This is a genomic window from Clostridium algidicarnis DSM 15099, from assembly GCF_002934235.1.
Classification (GTDB): domain Bacteria; phylum Bacillota; class Clostridia; order Clostridiales; family Clostridiaceae; genus Clostridium_L; species Clostridium_L algidicarnis.
This window is the reverse complement of record NZ_PTIS01000019.1, coordinates 1-19,397: the sequence shown is the minus strand read 5'-3', so window position 1 is coordinate 19,397 and position 19,397 is coordinate 1. Positions and strand designations below refer to the sequence as shown.

The window sequence follows — 19,397 nt, the reverse complement described above, 5'->3', positions numbered from 1 at the left end:
TAGTACATAGTAGTACAATTTACTTAAAGTTGTTGCGTAATTGTATTATCTTGCAAATTAGATACATTTCAAGATATCTGGAGTATAGATATATTTTCCAAATATCTTGAAATGTATTTTTTTTAGTGTTACTCTTACATTATCCCCAGTGGGGGGATAATGGGAGGGAATAACATGAGTTGGATAAGAAAAAATAAAGAGAATATTTCTATTATATTTGCTTTGGCAATTCCAATTATAATAGAAAATATTCTTCAAACACTTTTAGGAACAGTAGATACCTATTTTGCAGGTCAAATTAATGATAATGCAATTGCAGCAATTGGCGTAACAAACTTAATAATTAATATTTTTATCGCATTTTATACTGCTATAAGTATAGGTACAAGTGCAATTGTTTCAAGAAATTTCGGAAGAGTTGATTATACAGAAGCCAACAGTGCGATAAAGCAATCCAATATACTTGGAATTACACTGGGATTATTAGTTGGAATAATTAGTTTTGTATTTTATAAACCAATACTTATGGTATCAGGGGTGTCACCTGACCTTATAAACTACACATCACCATATTATATGATTGTGGTAGTTCCATCAGTATTTCTTTGTTTATCACTTATATTATCTAGTTGTTTAAGGTCAACAAAGGACACTAAGACACCCATGATAGCTACAGGAATTGCTAATGTACTAAATATTGTTTTAAATATGCTTTTTATAAAATTAGGCTTAGGCATCTTTGGATTAGGACTAGCAACAACTATTTCAAGAATTATAGGCGTTTTAATTCTTACAAGAAAACTAATGAAGGGTGAAGAAATTAAACTCGACTTTAAGAATATGAGGATTAAGAAAGATGTGATCAGCTCTATATTAAAAATTGGTATTCCTGCTGGTGTTGAAAAACTAGTTATGAGAATAGGACAGTTAGTGTATAACAGTATGATTATTTCTATTGGAATCTCAGCCTATGTAGCTCATAATATAGCGGGAAATATAGAAAGTTACACATATATACCTGCAATGGGATTTGGTGTTGCTACTGCTACTCTTGTTGGAATAAGCCTTGGGGAAAATAATATTAAAAAGGCTAAAAGTATAGTTTTCTTATCAGATATAATTGCAACTGCTTTTATGCTTTGCTTTGGAGTTATATTCTTTATATTTGCACGTACCCTTGCTAGCATTTTTACAGATACAAAAGAAGTTCAAGATATGGTTGTTATTGTTCTGAGACTGATTGCTATATTCCAACCTTTTGCAGCTATTACTCAAATATTCACTAGTGCATTACAAGGGGCTGGAGATACAAAGTTCCCTATGTATGCAACACTAATAGGTATTTGGTGTGGACGAGTTGGAGTTGGATATATATTAGGTGTGGTTTGTGGATTGGGCTTATTGGGCGTATGGATGGGATATGCATTAGATATAACATTTAGAGCAATTCTTCTGTTAATACGATTTTTAAATGGAAAATGGCAGGAAATATGTATATAATTAAAATAAAACCTTAAAAGGAGATAAAATAATGGGTGAGGAGCATAACCATAGTCATAGCCATAAAAGTACTAAAGCAGTAGTAAATAGACTTTCAAGAGCCATTGGGCATTTGGAGGCTGTAAAGAAGATGGTTGAAGAGGGCAGAGATTGCAGTGAGGTTTTGGTGCAAGTTTCAGCAGTAAAATCTGCAATTAACAATATTGGGAAAATAATTCTACAAGACCATATTGAAAACTGTGTTGTTGATGCGGTAGAAACGGGCGATAAGAAAGTTCTGACCGACCTAAATCAGGCAATAGACAAGTTTATGAAGTAAGGTTAATAGATTTTACTTTTACTTTTGTTGGATTTTCATTAATTGAAATGAAATTTATATAAGCTGTACTAATTCACAATCATAATAAAGGTTTATAAATAAGAGTTTAATTGGAATAGATGTTTATATGAAAAAGATGGGTCAATAAACCGCCACTATTATGAAATAGCAACACTTAGTGAACTTAAAAACAGAATACGGTCTGGAGATGTTTCTGTTGAAGGAAGCAAGAATTTCAAAGACTTTGAGGAATATCTTATACCATATAATGAATGAAACACTGTTAAAAAAGCAGGTACAAGACTTGCAGTAAATCTTGATGTGAGAGAATACCTACAAGAAAGAATTGAATCTTTAAATAGTAGATTAAAGTGGTTCTCAAAAAATATTGATACGTTAGATGGCGGTGTTTGTCAAGAGAGTTGTCGTATAGATTTTAAAAATTCTTGCGCGATAACTTCTTTTTATATTTATTGAAATTTTGTAATATTATTGAATTCAATATTAAAATGCTATCCCGTCAGAATATATGTAATTTTTTTACAAATTATATCGCTTCAGTTTTTAGTGTCTGTTTAATCTCATCAGTAGGATTTAATGCTACTGTCTCAGCAGGCTCCCAGTTTCTAATTCCCTTATTAAATCTAAGAGGATTAAGCTTTCTAGCTGATTCATAAACCTTTTTTCTGTTAGCTATTATTTTCATAGTTTGTCCACTATGTCTGCTACTTGGAGTCATAAATTTTATTCCACTATGATAGTGTTCATTATTATACCAATATACAAATGCAGATACCCATTCTCGTGCATCATCAATTGATTTAAACCCATCCTGCGGATATCCTGGCCTATATTTCATAGTCTTAAAGTGTGCTTCTGAATAAGGGTTATCGTTGCTTACTCTAGGTCTTGAATATGAAGATAATACCCCTAATCCCTCTAGTTTTGATTTAAGTGTATAGGACTTCATGGGCGCACCATTATCAGAGTGAAGAACAAGAGGTTTTCCTTTCGCTTTTTCTAATAGCAAAGTTCTCTCAACTAATTCCGAAGCCAGTTCACCAGTTTCTTCTGTCCATACTTCCCAGCCTACAATCTTCCTACTGTAGATATCTATAATAGTATATAATTTATAATAAATGCCTCTAGTATAAGTGTTTAACCAAGTTATATCCCAAGTCCAAACTTGATTTGGACCATCTGCGATATGAGTTGTTGGCATTTTAACTCTTTCAGGGGCCTTAGTGTTTCTACGATGATGTTGCATATTTTCAGCTCTTAATATTCGGTAGAATGTTGATTCCGATGCTATATAAATCCCTCTGTCTGCTAACGCAGGTACTATTTGTGATGGTGGTAAATCTGCAAATTCAGGCCTATTAACAGTATTTAAGACACTTTGATATTCAGATTTACTTAGTTTATTTTTAGGCTCAGGTCTTATACAACTTTTTCTCTTATCTTCATTTACAGTACCACCTTTACGCCATCTTTCAAATGTTCTTTTACTAATACCACAAACCTCACAAGATGGTATTAATCTTGCACCATTTTCATTTGCTTCTTTAATTAGCTCAACTATAGTCATGCGATGTTCTATGATAATTAGTCTTCCTCGGTTTCCCCGAAAAGGGTGCTTAATTTTTTTCTGAGTACCAATAAAGCTGTAGTCTCAGCTAACGCCTTATCCTTTAATCTTATTTCTCTTGCTAATTCTTTAGATTTCCTTTTTTCTTCCTTTAGTTCTTCTGATAAATTATTGTTACTATTCCTGACTACGTCATTTGCTCCTATGCAGCTAGAACGCCATTGTTTGACTTCTTCAACATACAAACCATGCTCTCTACAATATTTTGAAAGATCTATTTCTGATAAAGTATATGTTTCCATAACAATCATAAATTTATCTCTTGTGCCCATACTTCTTTTTGACTTACTTGCAGCCCCACCTGTAGCCTTGGACTTCCAAGTGGCTAATGTAGATTTACTTATGCCAGTCTCTATTGAAAGTAGGCTTGTAGAAATATTTTCAGGTGGTAACATTCTTCGCACTAAGGATTCCTTTTCTTCTTTAGTATATCTTTTATTATTCTTATTATCTCTTGTCATAGGTTACTCTCTCCTTATTATTATCTTTATTCGAGGATATCATCTTTTTCCTCCTACGACAACTATCTTACCACCTAGGGATGGTATAGCGATTGAAAATTCTAAGATATATATTGATAAATTAGAAAAGGATACTCCACCTGAAGCTGTTCTGTTAAGCCAAAAGTTATATAAAATTATACCTAGAATTAAACTTCCTGATTTGCTTTTAGAAGTATCAAAGTGGACTGAATTTGATAGAAATTTTCTTCATGCTTCAAGTGGTCATATTGCTAAAGGTGAAGAAAAAACCATACTAATGGCAGCTCTTATGGCCATGGGCACTAATATAGGATTGTCAAAAATGGCTGATTCAACTCCTGGTATATCTTATAGACAAATAGCTAATGCAGCACAAGGTAACTCCTTCTCACTTCGTTCGAATGAGTAAGTTCGCCTAACCAAATGTAAAATTTGGAGGCTATTAAGGAAACTCCTTCTCACATTCGTTCGAATGAGTAAGTTCGCCTAACCAAATGTAAAATTTGGAGGCTATTAAGGAAACTCCTTCTCACATTCGTTCGAATGAGTAAGTTCGCCTAACCAAATGTAAAATTTGGAGGCTATTAAGGAAACTCCTTCTCACATTCGTTCGAATGAGTAAGTTCGCCTAACCAAATGTAAAATTTGGAGGCTATTAAGGAAACTCCTTCTCACATTCGTTCGAATGAGTAAGTTCGCCTAACCAAATGTAAAATTTGGAGGCTATTAAGGAAACTCCTTCTCACATTCGTTCGAATGAGTAAGTTCGCCTAACCAAATGTAAAATTTGGAGGCTTACTTATGATAAGGTTCTCCCTTAATTATCCTAAATCCTCTATATATCTGTTCTAATAGCATGACTCTGAATAGCTGATGGGGGAAGGTCATTTTTGAAAAGCATAGCGTATAGTCTGCTCTTTCTAGAACCTTTTGTGATAGTCCAAGAGATCCTCCGATTATGAATACTAAATCACTCTTACCTTTTGTGCCAAGGTCTGATATAAAATTTGCTAGCTCTTCTGAGGATACTGTTTTACCTTTTAGATCTAATGCAATAACAAAGGCGTTATCTTTTATATACCTTAATATAGCCTCTCCTTCTTTTACCTTTATCTGAATTTCTTCCTTTTCAGATGCATTATCTGGGGTCTTCTCGTCGGAAACTTCTAATATTTCAAGCTTGCAGTATCTCTTTAATCTTTTTGAATATTCTTCTATGACGTCTCTTAAGTACTTTTCTTTTACTTTCCCTACGGATATTATAGTTATATTCATAAAAATTTTGAACCCTTTTTAAACAAAGGGTTTCGTGCCGCAAGAGTCATCACCCAGCACAAAGGGAACTATATTGCATTTTCTGAAAAAGGAAATTTCAATGGTAAATTGAGCGGTAAATTTATGTATAACGCAGATGTAAAAAAGGATTACCCTGCAATTGGTGATTGGGTTGCAATTAAAACAATTAATGATACTGAGGCTATTATATATACTGTGTTACCAATGAAAAGTTACTTTTCTCGTAAACTTGCTATATCAGGCGGAAGAAAAATGAAAAACGGTATGCTGGTTAGAGGAAATATAGATACTGAATTTATTGTAAGTGATCTAGATGATAATGTAGATTCTGATTTATTAAATTATTATAGGATTTCATCAAATGCAGTTTATTGGTGTAAGAATGAAGGTGAAACTTTTTTTCTTAGATTTGCACCTACTGAAGAAAAAAACAAAGAAAAAATACTTTCCGAACTTGAATTATTGAGCTATTTAAGAGGTAATGGTTATCCTGCTTTAGATACTATATTATCTAAAGCTGGCAATGAACTTGAAGTAGTAGACACACCTTAAGGAACATTCTATGCTGTTGCATTTAAAAAAGTACTTGGTAAACAAATAGCAGAAATGCCTTTGACAAAGGATATAATCTTCGGTCTAGGTAAAGCTTTAGGAAAATTTCATAAACTAAGCAGTGAATTTAGGCCAGTAAATAATAAACGTAATGACTGGAAAGAAATAGCGGACTGGATGGAAGATGTATTATCAACTTTTCCAAATGAAACTGTTGCCAAAAGTGAGCTAGCTATACTTACATCTTATCTTTCAAAACTACCAACTACAAAAGAAAACTTTGGACTTATCCATTATAACTTTGAAACTGACAACGTATTTTATGATGAAGTTACGAAAACCTATAATACTATTGATTTTGATGATGCAATGTATCATTGGTTTGCATTAGATATGGTGCAATCATTAGATAGTATAAAAGAGGATATGCAAGAAGAACAAGTAGAATTTTCGGTAAATGAATTTATTAATGGTTACTGCACTGAGTATGCTATTTCCGATGAAATGCTTAAATTTCTACCTATTTTTAGAAGGTATGATAATTTATATGGATATGTCCGTATACTTCACTCTGTAGAAGAAAAATGGAATAATGAACCTGATTGGATGATAAATTTGAGAATTAAATAAGAGATTTTAAATAAGAGAAAAGATACTTTTACAATGCCAATTTAATTTTAAAAAAAATGAGTGTAAATATATTATTATAAATTTAATCTATTTACACTCTATTCTTTTCAAAAATTCCGACTAAAAAATCTATATTACTTGTGATAGTCGAGTAGGGAAAGCCTTCACAGACTTTCCCCCTCACAGATTCCGTACGTGCCAAATTAAGGCATACGGCTCTTCATATTATTTTATAGAAATTGCTATTTATATACATTCACATAAATTTTAGGTTTAGGTAATGGATTATGCTTCATATACATTTTAAATTTGTCTAAATCAAAGCTTCGTCTTTGGCTTCTACGGTTTAACCACTTAAATAGTGCTTTCTTTATTTCCAAACAAAACTGACTTATCATATATGAATTATCTGTAATCCCATAGTATTGATAATGTCCATTAAGCTTTTGCTTTGTTAAATCAAATATATCTCCTATATGAAGCTTATTTCTAATCAATTTAACCCATTGATTAAATTCCTTTACCTTTGCTCTAAACTTCTTTTTACTTGTTTTTCGCTTAACTCTAAACTTTCCATTTCTACTTTTACCACAATAATGAGTGAATCCTAGGAAATCAAATGTTTCTGCTCTTTGGTATCCCATCTTCTTTCTGTTTTCTTCTGCAAACCTTCCAAACAGTATTAACTTAGATTTACTCTTTTCAATTTCAAGATTAAACTTTCTGAGTCTATATAGAAGAAACCTACAGAAATTTCTGGTTTCGCCTTAATATTGAAAGCAGCACACAAAATCATCAGCATATCTTACGATTTCAGCTTCACCTTTAAAAGCTCTCTTTATTATTTTCTCAAACCATAAATCTAGTGCATAATGCAAATATATATTTGCTAGAGTTGGTGAAAGTATTGAACCTTGGGGAGTTCCTAATTCGGTTGCTTCCGCAACACCATTCTCCATCATTCCTGATTTCAAGAATCTATTTATAAGCTTAATGATGTTTATGTCTCCTATCCTTAGTTCTAGAAATTTTATCATCCACTCATGATTCACATTATTAAAGAATCCTTTTATATCTGCATCTACCACGTAGCTTATTTTACCACTCTCAATAATATTGTTCAGTCTTTTAATTGCAGTATGACAATTCCTATTTGGTCTAAATCCATATGAAAACTCCATAAAATCTTCTTCATATATAGCTTGCAGTATTTTATTTAGTCCCATTTGCACTATTTTATCTTCATATGAAGGAATACCTAACGGTCTTTTTGACTTTCCATCACCCTTGGGAATATATACCCTCTTAACACCCTGTGGTTTGTAGTTATGATTCTTTAATTTCTTAATTAAATTCTCTATATTATCCTCTAAATTTTCGGCATACTGAACTTTTGTAACTTCATCTATACCTGTAGCCTTATTTCCACTAAGTTCTTTGTGGCATTTTAATAGCATTTCTTTATTTAGATAATGATATAAAGACGTAAATCTTTCCTTTGGTTTTTCCTTAGCAATTTCTGCTATCTTAACTAATTTCGTTTCCATCAATTGTTCTACTCCTGTGCGTAGTTAATGTGTCCTTAATTAAGGCAATAATACGTAATCTCCTTCCTTCCGTTGGCATTACCCTACTTCATTGGTACTATTAGATTATCCGACTTCCTACTAACGTTTTGACATTCTCCCTTATTATCAGTTGTTTGTCATACTCCTTCGTAGGAGAACAGCAGGGTCTCCTGAGTTGCTGTGTAATCATTGTATAGCATGCTTGGCTCTTTGACCCCGAGGAAGTTATAGTGAACTCGTCATTATCGCTTACTATAATATTGCTTTCCAGAGAACCGACACCGTCAGCCTTCCTAAATTTACACTTATTACGAGTCTCAATCACTTTCAAGCCTACTACCTAACTGTCAACGCTTAAAATAAATAGTTACCTATTTATCTCCATGACTCGCTACTGAATGATTTGACTCAATCTTTTCAGAATGGATTTCCACCATTTAAATTACCCAACCTTGCTCAGCCGCACCGGTTCTTCGTAACGGTTATAATGTATACTTTTTAATTTCATCATATATTAATATAGACTACTTATTGCTACTTAATTTTTAGTCAGTTACAAATACACTTCCCTTTTCAGATAAAGAAATTGAACGATCAACAACATAATCAATTATCTTGTTATTATCATTCCATTTGTATACATATCCCCTAGCATCGGGCATATATTGTCTTGCTATATCCTTTAATTGCTCAACATCAAAACTATTTAAAATCCCTCTAAGAACAACTTCTCCACTCTTTCTATAAATCTCTATAGGATTTATTTTAACTCCGTTAATATCTTTAGATTTTAGAGTTTCTGTTTTTTGATTTTTTTCAACGTCAGTAATAGATATATTTATATCTAATTGAATATAATTCAAAAATTGTTCATTATCTTTTACAAAATTAAGTATTTTTAGTGCTTGATCCAACTGCTGCTTTTTAAAAATAATCTTATTATCACCTAAAAGTTCCTTTTTATCTAAACTACCTTGTTCATTTAATAGTTTCTTTATCTCTTTAATATCTTTTTGCATTTGAACAATATCATCATCTTTTGTTTTGTTACTATCTAAACTTTTATCCTCTTTTTTATTGAACTTTCTTATAACTTCTTTAACATACTTTCTATTAAATCCTAATTCCAGTATATCATCTAATGTTTTTCCTTCCATAACTAATTTTAAGATTTCTTCTTTTTTTGTTGACATAGCAATGCCTCCTGTAATTGCTTATTTTACTCTTCGAATAAATTCATTTGTGATATTTTCATATGCATCATAAACCTCTTGACTGTATCCATATTTTTGTTTCAAAGTATTTATTTGAACATCTATATCTGTAGCTTCTGATATTCTAGTTGTTTCTTTTACATAAACTTTAAAAACTTGTGGAACACTTCTTTTATCTGTTTCTGCTAACTTACTTCTTAATATTAAGTCATCTCTTGTTTCTCTATGCATCCTACTCTGCATTCTATACTTAGTTATTACTATACCTAAAGGTTTAATATTATATGATCTATTAATGGATTTAATATTAACTGAAACTTTATTTATCCTATCTTTAATTTGAGGTATTCCATATGTAGATAGTATATCAGCAACAACTGGTATTAAATAATAATCACTTAAGTATATGCCGTTTAAAGTTATAACACCTAAATTAGGTGGACAATCTATGAGTATATAGTCATATTCATCTATAATTTGTTGAGTTAAATAATTTGCAAGAACCGTAATAGGACTTTGTGCAAAACTATTCATCTGATTAATCATAGGTATTCTATCTTGTACATCAAGTAAGTCAATACTTGATGGTAGTAAATGCAAATCAGGTATTCCGCCTCCTATACTTGATACACCTTTTATTATAGACTTATATATATCAAAATAATCAGTATCATTTAGTTTGTCCAAAAACATTTGATGGATTGTCCTTTTATTATCATTAGCCCTTTTCCATGCGTCTTGGTTTATTAACATTACTGTTGCATTAGTTTGTGGATCTAAATCAATTACTAAAACTTTTTTTCTCTTTTCCAAAGTTAAAAATTCCGCTAAAGCTACTGTTGTAGTTGTTTTACCTACCCCGCCTTTTAAATTAATTAAACTTATAACTTTCCCCATCTTTAAATCCCCCTTCATATCCTCATTGTATTTTTATCTCAATTTATAAACCAAAATTTTTTTGTATAGTATTTAGTATTCATTAAAACAATGATTCCTCAATATCCAATTAAATTTATATTATTAGATTTACGTACATTATACCCTAATTGTAAACAAAATAAAAGAATGGCAATCGCCATCATCTGGAGATTCCCCTTCTTTATTATTTATAAAATATTTCTGTACCTTTTCATCAAAGTGAAGCTCTATAAATTCTATATCTTTCTTATTTTTTATAGTTATCTTATTTATAATTAATTATAACAAAGATTTTTTTCTTCTGGAATTGTAATTTTAATTAGCGACTTGTTGTAAAATGAAATTGAATCAATAAAAAAATCCATAGTGGATTATTCTGTGTTATGATTTAATCGCAAAAGAAAAACATACACGGAATCACGCAAAATAAACACTTGAATTTTGAAGAGCGCATGACTATTTAACTTCGTCTTAAAGATGGGTTTTCAGCATATAGGATAGCTACAGAACTTAATCGTCCTATAAATACTGTTCTAAATGAAATACGACGTGGTACTACTACTCAAATTAAACAAGGAAAATGTATTGAGATTTACCTTGCAGATACAGGCGAAGCCGTTTATAAAAAACATCGTCTTAATTCATGTCGTACATTTAAGCGTTTAGAATGCTCTGAATTCATTAACTGCTGTAGCTAAGATAAAGCATGATTCATGGTCACCTGATGCTTGTGTAGGCAATGCGCTTCAAACTGATCAGTTTGAGCATTTTCAAATGGTCTGCACTAAAACTTTATATAACTATATTGTTCTTGGGTTACTGCTTGTTAAAAATGCAGACTTACCAATGAAGCTACGTAGGAATACTAAGCCAACAATGGTCAAAAGCATAAGAAAAAATTTGGTAAAAGTATTGAAGAACGTCCACGTCACATAAATAATCGTGAAGAATTTGGTTACTGGGAGATTGATAGTAGTGCCGATATTTTAATTTCTTAAGGTGTTTTTTCTTACCACAGTAATAGTTAAAAGACTTAATTACTGTTTCATTGGCAATTAAGGTTTATTAATCAATCATATGTTCTTTAAGATTTTGTGGTGTTAATTCAATTGGAATTATTAGTGATATACCTTAGTCATTACTGCAGACCACTAAGGAACTTGTGTAAGTTTCACCATTACAACAAACCTTTTTGTCTATATATTCAGCCATAACATCATCACAATCGAAGTAGATTTTATCCTTTATTTCTTTAAGCTCCTCTTTCCTTTCTACAACTATCACCTAGCCACCAGCATCCTCATATTTGTTTCTCTGTGATCCATATTCCGAATCTAGTATCTGCAATATCCCTTGTGTAGTTTCATGTACCTCCTGTGGTATAATTTTCAAAACTTGCTTTTCTGTTAAATATGCTGTTTCTATCATCTTAATCTCTCCTATAAAATATAAAATCTTCCATCTACACTTAAATATAAGTAGGAGATTCACTTCTTATTCTATAATATATATTTATAATCATATTAAGACACTCTTTTAGTTAAATCTATTATCCAATTAACCCACCCAGTGATTGTTGAAGCTCTTCTTTCATAAGTACTTTCAGCTTGTACATTATATACTTCTGATTCTTCCATTATCCTAATAACTTCTTTCTTATTAGGAATTTCACTAGTATGTAAGCATTTATTAAAACATCCTCTAAAAGGCTTATGTTTAAATATTAATTCTACATATTTTAACTGCCTATCTTTATATCTTAGTTTAAATAGTTTTTTACCTTCTGTTGTCAAAAAAAATTTAACAACTCCATCTTGCCTTTTTTTATCAATAAGTCCCAAATACCTTCCTGCATCAGTATAGTAATTTGTTTGCCTTGGATTAAAATCATAATTTACTGTTATTTCTTCTTTGCTCATTTCATTTTTATATAGCAACTCACATAAATTAATAACTCTACTAAAACTGTCTGCTTGAGGAAATGATATTTTAGGCTCGTCTACAATTTTTGTGTTGTTAAATATATCCAAGATATCTTGCAGTGATATATCTACATTTTCAATTATATAATTTTTTTGCTTTACAAGTTTTAATGAATTATAATTTTCACCATCTTCAAATTTATATTCATAAAAACTATATATACCATTTGAATATACCATAAATATCGGCTTTACTTTTTTCTCTATTTTACTACTCCATAATCTATATGGATAATATAATTGTCTTATAATAAAATCATCTGATATTGAATTTTTTGCTTCTATTAAACTTAATGTTTCAACACCTTCATACCCACCATCAATCTCTATCTGAGAATTTATAACTTCAATATCCATTTTATTATTCATATCAATATTTTTAATTTTGAATTTAAATCTATCTGAACTCATTCTTCCATTAACAGTCGGAACCAATTCTTCATCTTCTACAAAATCGTGTATTATTCCAGATACATAAGCACAATTAATAGCCATAGCTTCACTCGTTATATTTTCATAATCTATACTTGTAATATATTCCGGAAATTGTACTCTTACAATTTCCGAATTTATATTCTCAAATTTACTATATGCTTGAAATTTGGATATTACATAATTACCTCTTGTAATAGGTAAGATTGATAGCTTATTATCTGCGAATATTTTAGGTAAATTTACCTTGTGGTCAAACTTAGTCATTAATCTAGCTTCTCTTACCTCATTTATTTGCTTTGCTGATATTTCAAATTTTCCATTTTCATGAATTTCAGCAATTATATTATGCTGACTAAATAGTTTTTCCCATGCAATATCATTTTTACTTTTACTCATAATTTCTCACCAAAACCTCATCTACTTCCCCTCTTGAATTACCATTTGAATTTATGGCTCTCTTAGCTTTAACTATTTTTATATTATAATCTTTATATAACTCCTTAATAAAGTCCGTTGCAGAGTTTGATAATAAAAATTTAACTCCCTTTTTATCTAACTTATCACATAGTTTTTTTAATCTTATTTGTTCATCTCTATTAAATCCACCCTTATCATATCCTGTAAAATTCGCACTACTCGAAACTGGATCATATGGTGGGTCTAAATACACAAAAGACCCTTTTCTTATATTCTTTAAACTCTGTTCAAAATCACAATTTAAAATTTTTATATCTGATTTATTAAAATATTTACTTACAGCTCTAAGTGTTACTTCGTCAACTATATTTGGATTTTTATATTTACCAAATGGTGAATTAAATTCACCTGCCTTATTAACTCTAAATAAACCATTAAAACATGTCTTATTTAAATAAACTACTCTTGATGCTTTTTCAATTTTAGATAACTTTTCATACTCATTTCTATCTCTATCTTGTTCTCTAATTCTATAAAAATATTCTGATGTATTCTCATGCTTTCTTAAATCTTCTATTAATAATTCTACATCATCCTTAATTACATTATATAAATTTATTAATTCACCATTAACATCATTGATAACAGCTTTATTAGGTTGTAATTCAAATAATACTGCTCCACCACCTATAAAGGGTTCATAATATGTGGTGTATGTTTTTGGCAATATATTCTCTATCTCACTCATTAATTGTCTTTTTCCACCTACCCATTTTAACACAGGTGCTGCTAACACTATTTTATTCTTCCTCATATTATTCCTCCAAAGTATTATATATTTTAGTATAAATCAAATCCGCGCAAAAGAACATACGTTTTTAAAATTCTATTAAATATAAGTAACCTTTCAAAATCAAAGGTTACTTCATATTACCAAGTTTATTTTTCTATTTCACTGCATAATATTGAACTTGGGTAGCTAGATTTTTCAAATCTACAACTTTCACAGTGACTCTGTGGTCCATCTGGTCTATTACTTGATGCCCTCTTTGGCGTCGTCCCAAAATCTTCAGGATATGAATAATACACATGTTCTTCTCCATTTGCTGTTGAACAATTAGGACAAGATTTAAACGCTCCATCCTTACTATATTGAGAGCGATTTAACAATTTACCACATACCTTACATAATTCCCCCATATAATAACACCTCTCATTAATTATATTACAATAAGCATTATTTTTAAACATATATAATTTAACTTATTATATATATTACAATGTATTAAATCCTATTGTCCGAATAATACATATATCAATTTACTTATCCAATTTTAATAAAAGCCTCACCCTTAAAGGTAACTCCTTCTCACTTCGCTTAAATGAGTAAGTGCGCCTAACCAAATGTGAAATTTGGAGGCTATTAAGGTAACTCCTTCTCACTTCGTTCGAATGAGTAAGTGCGCCTAACCAAATGTGAAATTTGGAGGCTATTAAGGTAACTCCTTCTCACTTCGTTCGAATGAGTAAGTGCGCCTAACCAAATGTGAAATTTGGAGGCTATTAAGGTAACTCCTTCTCACTTCGTTCGAATGAGTAAGTTCGCCTAACCAAATGTAAAATTTGGAGGCTATTAAGGAAACTCCTTCTCACATTCGTTCGAATGAGTAAGTTCGCCTAACCAAATGTAAAATTTGGAGGCTATTAAGGAAACTCCTTCTCACATTCGTTCGAATGAGTAAGTTCGCCTAACCAAATGTAAAATTTGGAGGCTTACTTATGGTACGGTTCTCCCTTAATTATCCTAAATCCTCTATATATCTGCTCTAATAACATAACTCTGAATAGTTGGTGGGGGAAGGTCATCTTTGAGAAGCATAGCTTATAGTCTGCTCTTTCTAGAACCTTTTGTGATAGTCCAAGAGATCCTCCGATTATGAATACTAAATCACTCTTACCTTTTGTGCCAAGGTCTGATATAAAATTTGCTAGCTCTTCTGAGGATACTGTTTTACCTTTTAGATCTAATGCAATAACAAAGGCGTTATCTTTTATATACCTTAATATAGCCTCTCCTTCTTTTACCTTTATCTGAATTTCTTCCTTTTCAGATGCATTATCTGGGGTCTTCTCGTCGGAAACTTCTAATATTTCAAGCTTACAGTACCTTTTTAATCTTTTTGAGTATTCTTCTATGGCGTCTCTTAAATACTTTTCTTTTACTTTTCCTACAGATATTATAGTTATATTCATAAGTTTTTTCCTACCTTAACATTTTATATTCATTTTCAAGTACTATCATTATTATAAATCTTTCTTATGTCACTTAAAAAAAGGCTTTCAAAGTTTACTCGAAAGCCTCTTATATCTACTAATTATATTATTTAATGCTACCTTTTACTATTTACCACAGCACTTCTTATATTTTTTTCCGCTTCCACAGGTACAGGGATCATTTCTTCCTACTTTGTTTTCATTAACTACTGTTTTAGATGATTTCCAGGCTTTATGTATTTCAGTTCTCTTTTCTTTTGAGAATATACCTTCCCATTGTGAAAGTTCATAAAGATAATCCGCTTTTGCATCTAACATGTTGAAGTATAACTTTTCAAAATCTATTTTGAATTCAATTTCACTGTCTTCACTTATAGTCTCTAAATCTATTGATTGTACTAAACTTTCATTTATTCCGTCTACAAATCCCATTACAAATTCTGGAGTTGTTTCAAACTCCTTTGCTAAATCAGAAATAGTAGTACTTAAGGTATCTTTGTGACTTGCTAGTATTTTTATGTAAATACGTCTTTCAATATCGCTATATTTATCCCAAAACGCCTCTTCTCCGTGATGTTTAACATACTCTACAACCATATCTGTCCATCTTTTATATAAATTCATTTTATTATCTCCTTCTTTTTACAAATCATATTTGCCCTATAGGATTTAGTTATAATTTATATTGTTTTGTAACTTTTATTTTACTTTATTTCAAATTCATAGTAAATGTTATTTTTAGTTTAATTGTACTCTAAATTTTTAGAATAAATTTTAATATTACTCTATTATCTTTTAAGAAGACCTATTTCATCTCTTTTAAAAGGTTTTGAAATATCAAAATTTCCTCCTAATGTTTCAACATCTTTGCTTTCTATAAGTATCTTTACTTTAGATACAGATGGAATTTGCTCAAGAGATGCCACTATGCTTGTTAAAACTGATTCCTCTTTTGCAGGTGTCATAGTTATTAAAGCCTCTTTGCTAAGATTTACAAAGGCTATGTTATCTTTAATTGAAAAGCTTAAAAGCCTAGTTTCTTTAGGTAATACAGGTTTTAACTTACCATTAATAGAAGGTCCTTTTACTAAAGAATCTATTATTAACTGCCCTATTACTTCTTCCTTTGGAATTAAAACCTCTTCTTTGGCTATTTCTATCTTTGAAGCATCTTTAGATGCATCAAAATAAATATCCAACTCAATATTGTCTTGTTTTTCTGCTGGTAGCTGAATGTTTTTAAACTTTTCTTTATTGTTTATGCTTATTTTATCTTTCTTAGAACAAGCTACTGTAGTCAAAGCTAAAAAGCAAAGCCCTATGCTTAAAGCACTTTTAAATCTTTTATCCATATATACCTTCCTCTAAATATTAATAAGACTAGTGTTTGTCGAATCATACTTTCATATAGCTGCTTGGACCTTTTCTACTTGCCATTTGTACAGCTATATCCTTTTTAAGCTCAATATTATTTTCTCTTAAAACACTTATGACAGTTTCATATGCTAACTCTGGATAGTTATTAGTATTGCTTAAATGACCTAATATTATTCTTTTATATTTATCGTTCATCATGTCTACTATAGCAGTTCCACAATCATCGTTGGACAAATGTCCTATATCACTTAAAATCCTGCGCTTTAAGCTATAAGGATAGGGTCCAAACTTTAACATTTCTACATCATGATTACTTTCTAATAATATAACATCCGAATCTTCTATATTTCTTTTTATATCAGCTGTAAGATACCCAAAATCAGTAGTAATACTAACTTTTTTCCCTAATGAATAAATTGAATATCCTAAAGGACTTGCAGCATCATGAGGTATAGGATAGTTTATAATATCCATATCCTTTATATTTGTTACACTACTATCAATAACTTTAATGTTACAGTCTTTTATCTTTCCTACAGTTTTGGCCATACCTTCCCATGTGTCTTTATTTGCATATATTGGTATATCGTATTTTCTTGACATAACCCCAATACCTTTTACATGATCTAAATGTTCATGTGTAACAAATATAGCATCTAATTCTGTTGGGCTTTCATCTATCTCTTTTAGTGCGGCATCTATACTTTTACCTGGTAACCCCGCATCTATAAGTATCTTTGACTTTTCTGATGACACAAATATACTGTTCCCGCTGCTTCCACTATATAAGGAACAAAATATCATATATATTCCTCCAAACTACCTTATAGAGATATTTATTATTCCTTTATACTTTCTCTATATATTTTTGCACCTAATTTTTGAAATTTAACTTCTATATCAGGATATCCCCTATCTATATGTTCTATGCTATGTATCTCAGTTCTTCCTTCAGCAAGTAATCCCGCTATAACCATAGCTGCTCCAGCTCTTAAATCTGTAGCCTTAACTATAGCTCCTGTAAGTTTTTCCTTACCTTCTATTATAGCTGTCCGACCTTCAACCTTTACATCTGCACCCATCTTTTTAAGCTCATCTACATGTTTGAATCTACTCTCCCAAATGCTTTCATTAACTATGCTTCTTCCTTCAGCAACACAAAGTAATGTACTCATAGGTTGTTGAACATCTGTTGGAAACCCTGGGTATGGATTAGTTTTAATGTTTACACCCTTTAATCTCCCAGTGGATCTTACTGTTACAGAATCATCTTGTTCTATAACTTCTGCTCCCATTTCTATTAGTTTTGCTGATATGGATTCTAGATGTTTCGGTATAACATTTTTAACTGTTATCTCCCCACCAGTTGCTGCAGCTGCAATCATAAATGTTCCAGCTTCTATCTGGTCTGGAATAACACTATAGCTACATCCATATAACTTCTCTACTCCAGTAATTCTTATTATATCTGTCCCCGCTCCCTTAACGTTTGCACCCATAGAGTTTAAAAAGTTGGCTACATCTACTACATGAGGCTCTCTTGCGGCATTTTCAAGTGTTGTTACTCCCTCTGCCAGTGTAGCTGCTAACATAACATTTATAGTAGCCCCAACACTTACAACGTCAAAAAATATATTTGTGCCTATTAGCCTATCTGCTTTTATATTTACAGCCCCATGTTCTATCTTAACCGTAGCTCCAAGAGCCTCAAATCCTTTTATATGCTGGTCTATAGGCCTCACGCCTATAGGACAGCCGCCTGGAAGTTCTACTCTTGCTTTTTTGAACCTTCCAAGTAATGCCCCAATAAAGTAATAAGATGCTCTCATCCTTCTTACATCTTCAGTACAAGCATCTAAATTAGTTATTTCCGAACTATCTATATCTAATGAGTTAACATTAGTTTTTATCTTACATCCTAAAGACTTTGTTATTCTCTCTAAACAGTGGACATCCTCAATACTAGGTATATTATCAATGTGGCAAGTTCCCTCGCTAGCCATTAAAGCCGCTGGTATTATTGCTACTGCTGCATTCTTTGCTCCGCTTATGTCAATATCTCCAAAAAGCCTATTTCCTCCGTGTACTACTAATTTTTCCATATATTTCACCCTTATTTATCATTTTTATATGAACTTCTCGCAAAATTCTAAATTTATTTTTAATAAGTTAATTTCAATTAATATAATCCTATTTTCATCACTAAATTTTTATAAGTCTTAATTTTTAAGTTATATAATGACATTTATTATTTATGGTCTAATTTATCTCCAAAATTCAACTAAATTTATGCTCTAAATGTCTATAAAAATCTATTTAATTTCACTTAAATATCTATATTATATTTATTATGTCGTATTTAAATTTATTTTAATTTCATAACTTTTATTATAGCATAAGTTGTTATAAGATTAATACCCTTTTCGAAATGATATAAAAATAGTATCACCTTAGTTTAAATTTATATAAAATATATTTTACCTATAACTATTGAATAATACAAGCACATTTTACAAGTTGTTTGAGTCAAGTAAAAGTGGGCAACTATTTTATTTAATTTATCATCCATTATTTTACATGAGGTATTTATAATTTACCCTACCCATTTTTATTCTTAATTGTAACTAAGATCTCTAAATCCTTTTAATCCACAAAGTTTTTGTATTACTTTTCTTCCCAAGGTAACCGCAGCTCCACTATAAGGAATAGGTGCGGTATGTATCTTATATTCTTTAGATTTCGTACCCTTTTTATTAACCGCGGAAGCGGATAAAGGTATTTCACG

Annotated in this window: 19 protein-coding genes and 3 pseudogenes; 6 read left to right on the top strand and 16 right to left on the bottom strand. The window is 30.9% G+C overall.

Going from position 1 to position 19,397, the window contains the following annotated elements; translation table 11 throughout:
- Window positions 1–174 precede the first annotated feature (174 nt).
- On the top strand, window positions 175–1,500 hold the full coding sequence (locus BD821_RS11360; protein ID WP_104410576.1) for an MATE family efflux transporter: 1,326 nt from the start codon (window positions 175–177) through the stop codon (window positions 1,498–1,500).
- A 31-nt stretch (window positions 1,501–1,531) separates the two neighbouring features.
- Window positions 1,532–1,819, top strand: a complete 288-nt coding sequence (locus tag BD821_RS11355; RefSeq protein ID WP_104410575.1) for a metal-sensing transcriptional repressor — start codon at window positions 1,532–1,534, stop codon at window positions 1,817–1,819.
- A gap of 547 nt (window positions 1,820–2,366) precedes the next feature.
- Here the strand turns inward: BD821_RS11355 and BD821_RS11350 are convergent.
- A protein-coding gene (locus tag BD821_RS11350; RefSeq protein WP_104410574.1) for an IS3 family transposase occupies window positions 2,367–3,928 on the bottom strand; the annotation gives its coding sequence in 2 pieces (ribosomal slippage) (window positions 2,367–3,448 and window positions 3,448–3,928; 1,563 coding nt in all).
- 79 nt (window positions 3,929–4,007) lie between these two features.
- On the opposite strand from BD821_RS11350, the pseudogene BD821_RS13855 reads away from it, so the two are divergent.
- A pseudogene (locus BD821_RS13855) lies at window positions 4,008–4,325 on the top strand (Tn3 family transposase); the annotation flags it as partial.
- A 419-nt stretch (window positions 4,326–4,744) separates the two neighbouring features.
- On the opposite strand, the gene rlmH (BD821_RS11340) reads toward BD821_RS13855, so the two are convergent.
- Entirely contained in the window at window positions 4,745–5,224 is a 480-nt protein-coding gene (gene rlmH, locus BD821_RS11340) for a 23S rRNA (pseudouridine(1915)-N(3))-methyltransferase RlmH (RefSeq protein WP_104410573.1), read from the bottom strand.
- A gap of 123 nt (window positions 5,225–5,347) precedes the next feature.
- Between rlmH (BD821_RS11340) and BD821_RS11335 the strand changes: the two genes are divergently transcribed.
- Both BD821_RS11335 and BD821_RS11330 read left to right on the top strand, forming a co-directional pair.
- On the top strand, window positions 5,348–5,797 hold the full coding sequence (locus BD821_RS11335; protein ID WP_104410572.1) for a hypothetical protein: 450 nt from the start codon (window positions 5,348–5,350) through the stop codon (window positions 5,795–5,797).
- 24 nt (window positions 5,798–5,821) lie between these two features.
- A pseudogene (locus BD821_RS11330) lies at window positions 5,822–6,427 on the top strand (phosphotransferase enzyme family protein); the annotation flags it as partial.
- A gap of 242 nt (window positions 6,428–6,669) precedes the next feature.
- Here BD821_RS11330 and BD821_RS13825 read toward each other — a convergent pair.
- The 4 genes from BD821_RS13825 to BD821_RS11315 form a co-directional block, all read right to left on the bottom strand.
- The gene (locus BD821_RS13825; protein WP_341456786.1) at window positions 6,670–7,071 is read right to left on the bottom strand and encodes an RNA-dependent RNA polymerase family protein; all 402 of its coding nucleotides are present in this window, start codon (window positions 7,069–7,071) and stop codon (window positions 6,670–6,672) included.
- Between the two features lie 123 nt (window positions 7,072–7,194).
- Window positions 7,195–7,974 carry a reverse transcriptase domain-containing protein gene (locus BD821_RS13820; protein ID WP_341456787.1) on the bottom strand — a complete coding sequence of 260 codons (780 nt, stop codon included), beginning with the start codon at window positions 7,972–7,974 and terminating at the stop codon, window positions 7,195–7,197.
- A 566-nt stretch (window positions 7,975–8,540) separates the two neighbouring features.
- Complete coding sequence (locus BD821_RS11320; protein WP_104410570.1) at window positions 8,541–9,188, bottom strand: hypothetical protein; 648 nt, start codon at window positions 9,186–9,188, stop codon at window positions 8,541–8,543.
- A 21-nt stretch (window positions 9,189–9,209) separates the two neighbouring features.
- On the bottom strand, window positions 9,210–10,106 hold the full coding sequence (locus BD821_RS11315) for a ParA family protein (RefSeq protein ID WP_104410569.1): 897 nt from the start codon (window positions 10,104–10,106) through the stop codon (window positions 9,210–9,212).
- A 428-nt stretch (window positions 10,107–10,534) separates the two neighbouring features.
- Here BD821_RS11315 and BD821_RS13690 point away from each other — a divergent pair.
- Window positions 10,535–11,101, top strand: a pseudogene (locus tag BD821_RS13690) (IS30 family transposase); the annotation flags it as partial.
- Window positions 11,102–11,258: 157 nt separating this feature from the next.
- Here BD821_RS13690 and BD821_RS13685 read toward each other — a convergent pair.
- The 10 genes from BD821_RS13685 to BD821_RS11265 all read right to left on the bottom strand — a co-directional run bounded on the left by BD821_RS13685 (window position 11,259) and on the right by BD821_RS11265 (window position 18,714).
- A complete protein-coding gene (locus BD821_RS13685) occupies window positions 11,259–11,411 on the bottom strand; it encodes a hypothetical protein (protein ID WP_242971496.1) in 153 nt (50 codons plus the stop codon).
- The gene (locus BD821_RS13680) at window positions 11,412–11,555 is read right to left on the bottom strand and encodes a hypothetical protein (RefSeq protein ID WP_242971495.1); all 144 of its coding nucleotides are present in this window, start codon (window positions 11,553–11,555) and stop codon (window positions 11,412–11,414) included.
- 95 nt (window positions 11,556–11,650) lie between these two features.
- Window positions 11,651–12,940 (bottom strand): type II restriction enzyme, encoded by a 1,290-nt coding sequence (locus tag BD821_RS11300; RefSeq protein WP_104410568.1) that lies wholly within the window; start codon window positions 12,938–12,940, stop codon window positions 11,651–11,653.
- A complete protein-coding gene (locus BD821_RS11295) occupies window positions 12,933–13,775 on the bottom strand; it encodes a DNA adenine methylase (protein ID WP_104410567.1) in 843 nt (280 codons plus the stop codon). Before BD821_RS11295 ends, BD821_RS11300 begins: the two co-directional genes overlap by 8 nt.
- 125 nt (window positions 13,776–13,900) lie before the next feature.
- A complete protein-coding gene (locus BD821_RS11290) occupies window positions 13,901–14,161 on the bottom strand; it encodes a hypothetical protein (RefSeq protein ID WP_104410566.1) in 261 nt (86 codons plus the stop codon).
- Window positions 14,162–14,734: 573 nt separating this feature from the next.
- Window positions 14,735–15,214, bottom strand: a complete 480-nt coding sequence (gene rlmH / locus BD821_RS11285) for a 23S rRNA (pseudouridine(1915)-N(3))-methyltransferase RlmH (protein WP_104410565.1) — start codon at window positions 15,212–15,214, stop codon at window positions 14,735–14,737.
- Between the two features lie 147 nt (window positions 15,215–15,361).
- A complete protein-coding gene (locus tag BD821_RS11280; protein ID WP_104410564.1) occupies window positions 15,362–15,859 on the bottom strand; it encodes an SEC-C metal-binding domain-containing protein in 498 nt (165 codons plus the stop codon).
- Between the two features lie 164 nt (window positions 15,860–16,023).
- Window positions 16,024–16,587: a GerMN domain-containing protein gene (locus BD821_RS11275; RefSeq protein ID WP_029451675.1), complete on the bottom strand. Its 564-nt coding sequence runs from the start codon at window positions 16,585–16,587 to the stop codon at window positions 16,024–16,026.
- Between the two features lie 43 nt (window positions 16,588–16,630).
- Window positions 16,631–17,416 carry an MBL fold metallo-hydrolase gene (locus BD821_RS11270; RefSeq protein WP_104410563.1) on the bottom strand — a complete coding sequence of 262 codons (786 nt, stop codon included), beginning with the start codon at window positions 17,414–17,416 and terminating at the stop codon, window positions 16,631–16,633.
- 35 nt (window positions 17,417–17,451) lie between these two features.
- A complete protein-coding gene (locus BD821_RS11265; protein ID WP_104410562.1) occupies window positions 17,452–18,714 on the bottom strand; it encodes a UDP-N-acetylglucosamine 1-carboxyvinyltransferase in 1,263 nt (420 codons plus the stop codon).
- Window positions 18,715–19,397 lie beyond the last annotated feature (683 nt).